Here is a 3,010-nt window from a genome sequence, read left to right as displayed (position 1 = left end):
ACGGTTATCTAGTTTTGAAGGAATGAAAAAACTCTTGACAGCTCAGCGCGAATCATTATAATAGTAAATGTCTAAAGAGATGTCATTTCGCAGCAGCTCAGTGACGAGCATTTGCATCATCGGATGAACTGCGAGTTGCCTCGACGCATCCAGCTTCTTTGAATCGGCTGGCAGAGGAAGAGGCAGGACATCTTGTTGGGAGAATTGACCGTCGTTATGATTCCGCAGTAGCTCAGTGGTAGAGCAATCGGCTGTTAACCGATTGGTCGCAGGTTCGAATCCTGCCTGCGGAGCCATCGTGGAGAGCTGTCCGAGTGGTCGAAGGAGCACGATTGGAAATCGTGTAGGCGTGAATAGCGCCTCAAGGGTTCGAATCCCTTGCTCTCCGCCATGATCCATCAGCATGGCCCGTTGGTCAAGTGGTTAAGACACCGCCCTTTCACGGCGGTAACACGGGTTCGAATCCCGTACGGGTCACTTCTTTGTGGAGGATTAGCTCAGCTGGGAGAGCACTTGCCTTACAAGCAAGGGGTCGGCGGTTCGATCCCGTCATCCTCCACCATCTTAATATAAAAGCTGACTTGCTTTCTCATTCATCGCGAGTTGTCCCGACGCATCCAGCATCTTTGAATCAACTTGTAGAGGAAGAGGCAACGGACAACAACACCAAAAGCATTGTGAATATCAACTTACTTTCTTATCATCGCGGGGTGGGGCAACGAGCCTTTGCTTCATCGAATCCGCTTCGAGTTGCCTCGACGCACCGAGCATCTTTGAATCAGCTGGCAGAGGAAGAGGCAATAAATATTTAAACCGATACTCAGTGTATGATCGAAATAAGTTCATTTTCTATCGTCGCGGGGTGGAGCAGTCCGGTAGCTCGTCGGGCTCATAACCCGAAGGTCGCAGGTTCAAATCCTGCCCCCGCAACCAAAATTGGTCCCGTAGTGTAGTGGTTAACATGCCTGCCTGTCACGCAGGAGATCGCGGGTTCGAGTCCCGTCGGGACCGCCATCTTTCCAAAAATGCATGATGCAACGAATCATGTGATCGGTGAAATACGGCTCGGTAGCTCAGTCGGTAGAGCAAAGGACTGAAAATCCTTGTGTCGGCGGTTCGATTCCGTCCCGAGCCACCATATAATTGATAGCAAGCTGACTTAGCTCTATTGGCAGAGACGAGCATCCGCTTCATCGAATCGATTGCGAGTTGTCCCGACGCACCCAGCTTCTTCGAATTGGCTGGTAGAGGAAGGGACACAACAAATGAACAATGAGCCACGATTTATATCATAATTATGCCGACTTAGCTCAATTGGTAGAGACGAGCACTTGCTTCGTCGAGTCGGCTTCGAGTTGCCTCGACGCATCCTGCTTCCTCGAATCAGCTTGTAGAGGAAGAGGCACAGAGCACAACAATGAGCCACCTTCTTGCATTTGTTTTATGCCGACTTAGCTCAATTGGTAGAGCAACTGAATCGTAATCAGTAGGTTGCGGGTTCAAGTCCTGCAGTCGGCACCATTCCTTGGAGGGGTAGCGAAGTGGCTAAACGCGGCGGACTGTAAATCCGCTCCCTTTGGGTTCGGCGGTTCGAATCCGTCCCCCTCCACCATTTTAACAAAGGGGCATAGTTTAATGGTAGAACAGAGGTCTCCAAAACCTCCGGTGTGGGTTCGATTCCTACTGCCCCTGCCATTCCTATCATGATTATGGCGACTATGGCGAAGTGGTTAACGCACCAGATTGTGGCTCTGGCATGCGTGGGTTCGATTCCCACTAGTCGCCCTTCACTTACAACGTTGGGGTATAGCCAAGCGGTAAGGCAACGGACTTTGACTCCGTGATGCGTTGGTTCGAATCCAGCTACCCCAGCCACGGATGCGGAAGTAGTTCAGTGGTAGAACACCACCTTGCCAAGGTGGGGGTCGCGGGTTCGAGTCCCGTCTTCCGCTCTCGATCAAGGCGGCATAGCCAAGTGGTAAGGCAGAGGTCTGCAAAACCTTTACCCCCGGTTCGAATCCGGGTGCCGCCTCCATATCTAATGAATAAAAAAGTGTTGACAGTTGAAAGATGATTTGGTAAATTGTTAATTGTCGCGCCGATGTGGCGGAATTGGCAGACGCGCACGACTCAAAATCGTGTTCCCGTGAGGGAGTGTGGGTTCGACTCCCACCATCGGCATCGAAAATAGGGAGAAGGCTTTTAGGGACAAGGGGTTTCACGTAAGTGAAATCCCTTGTTTTTTATTTACCGAATACGATTCGAGAAAAGAAAATCGTGTGCGTACAATCGTGTTCGGTGAGGTGAAATGGAAAGTGGGAAGAATAGAAAATGAGAGAGAATTGCAGAGAAAGAGCAAGAGAGGAAGAAGAGGAGAGTTGAGTCGTGAGGAGTTGTTGCTAATATCTGACGATATCAGAGAAATTGAATACACATTTGAGGAATTGTTAGAGATATTTATTGAGGATTGCGAACTAAGAAATTTGCGGGAACATACGATTAAATATTATCGCAGTGAGTTAAACGCATTTGTAAAACTGCTGAAAGAGCAAGAAATCGAGTTGCGTGTAAGTGAATGGACAGGAGAAACCATTAAGCGAAATGTCATTATATACATGAAAGAAAAAGGTCTTAAGACAGTCAGTATCAATTCCCGTTTGCGAGCCATGAGGGCGTTCTTTAACTTTTTGGAAGGACGAAATCTCATAAAAAGCAATCCGATGAAAGACATCAAATTGTTGAAGGATAGAAAAAGGATTGTAGAAACATTTGATAATCAGCAGATAAAGGCTTTATTTAAAGAATGCGACCTTCGTACGTTTGTAGGTTTAAGGGATTATACGATTATGATGTTGCTGTTGGAAACGGGAGTTCGAGTAAATGAATTGGTGGGGATAAAAACAACGGATATCATTTGGGAACAAAAAGTCATCCGCATTCGAAACACAAAAGGGGGTTTCGAACGTTTTGTTCCTATTCAAGATAAAATGACAGGCGTGTTGATTATCCA

At 47.5% G+C, this 3,010-nt stretch carries 1 protein-coding gene and 15 tRNA genes; all 16 read left to right on the top strand.

Features of this window, described 5'->3' with window-relative positions:
- Positions 1-221 precede the first annotated feature (221 nt).
- Positions 222-296: transfer RNA gene (locus DI44_RS02595), tRNA-Asn, on the top strand.
- Between the two features lie 4 nt (positions 297-300).
- Positions 301-391: transfer RNA gene (locus DI44_RS02600), tRNA-Ser, on the top strand.
- A 14-nt stretch (positions 392-405) separates the two neighbouring features.
- A tRNA-Glu gene (locus DI44_RS02605) sits at positions 406-477 on the top strand.
- Between the two features lie 9 nt (positions 478-486).
- A tRNA-Val gene (locus tag DI44_RS02610) sits at positions 487-562 on the top strand.
- Between the two features lie 294 nt (positions 563-856).
- Positions 857-933 (top strand) — tRNA-Met (locus DI44_RS02615).
- 5 nt (positions 934-938) lie between these two features.
- Positions 939-1,014: transfer RNA gene (locus tag DI44_RS02620), tRNA-Asp, on the top strand.
- 48 nt (positions 1,015-1,062) lie between these two features.
- Positions 1,063-1,138, top strand: a tRNA-Phe gene (locus DI44_RS02625).
- A gap of 307 nt (positions 1,139-1,445) precedes the next feature.
- Positions 1,446-1,521 (top strand) — tRNA-Thr (locus DI44_RS02630).
- Positions 1,522-1,527: 6 nt separating this feature from the next.
- Positions 1,528-1,612: transfer RNA gene (locus DI44_RS02635), tRNA-Tyr, on the top strand.
- A gap of 9 nt (positions 1,613-1,621) precedes the next feature.
- A tRNA-Trp gene (locus DI44_RS02640) sits at positions 1,622-1,695 on the top strand.
- Positions 1,696-1,712: 17 nt separating this feature from the next.
- Positions 1,713-1,785: transfer RNA gene (locus DI44_RS02645), tRNA-His, on the top strand.
- A 15-nt stretch (positions 1,786-1,800) separates the two neighbouring features.
- A tRNA-Gln gene (locus DI44_RS02650) sits at positions 1,801-1,875 on the top strand.
- A gap of 5 nt (positions 1,876-1,880) precedes the next feature.
- Positions 1,881-1,952, top strand: a tRNA-Gly gene (locus DI44_RS02655).
- 9 nt (positions 1,953-1,961) lie between these two features.
- Positions 1,962-2,035: transfer RNA gene (locus tag DI44_RS02660), tRNA-Cys, on the top strand.
- 62 nt (positions 2,036-2,097) lie between these two features.
- Positions 2,098-2,181: transfer RNA gene (locus DI44_RS02665), tRNA-Leu, on the top strand.
- A gap of 134 nt (positions 2,182-2,315) precedes the next feature.
- On the top strand, positions 2,316-3,010 hold a 695-nt coding region (locus DI44_RS0117290; protein ID WP_128723158.1), incomplete at its 3' end, for a tyrosine-type recombinase/integrase.

The sequence above is a fragment of the Geobacillus sp. CAMR5420 genome (assembly GCF_000691465.1).
Taxonomy (GTDB): Bacteria; Bacillota; Bacilli; order Bacillales; family Anoxybacillaceae; genus Geobacillus; species Geobacillus thermoleovorans.
The sequence above is the reverse complement of the archived record's forward strand: the minus strand, read 5'-3'. Positions and strand labels throughout refer to the sequence as shown.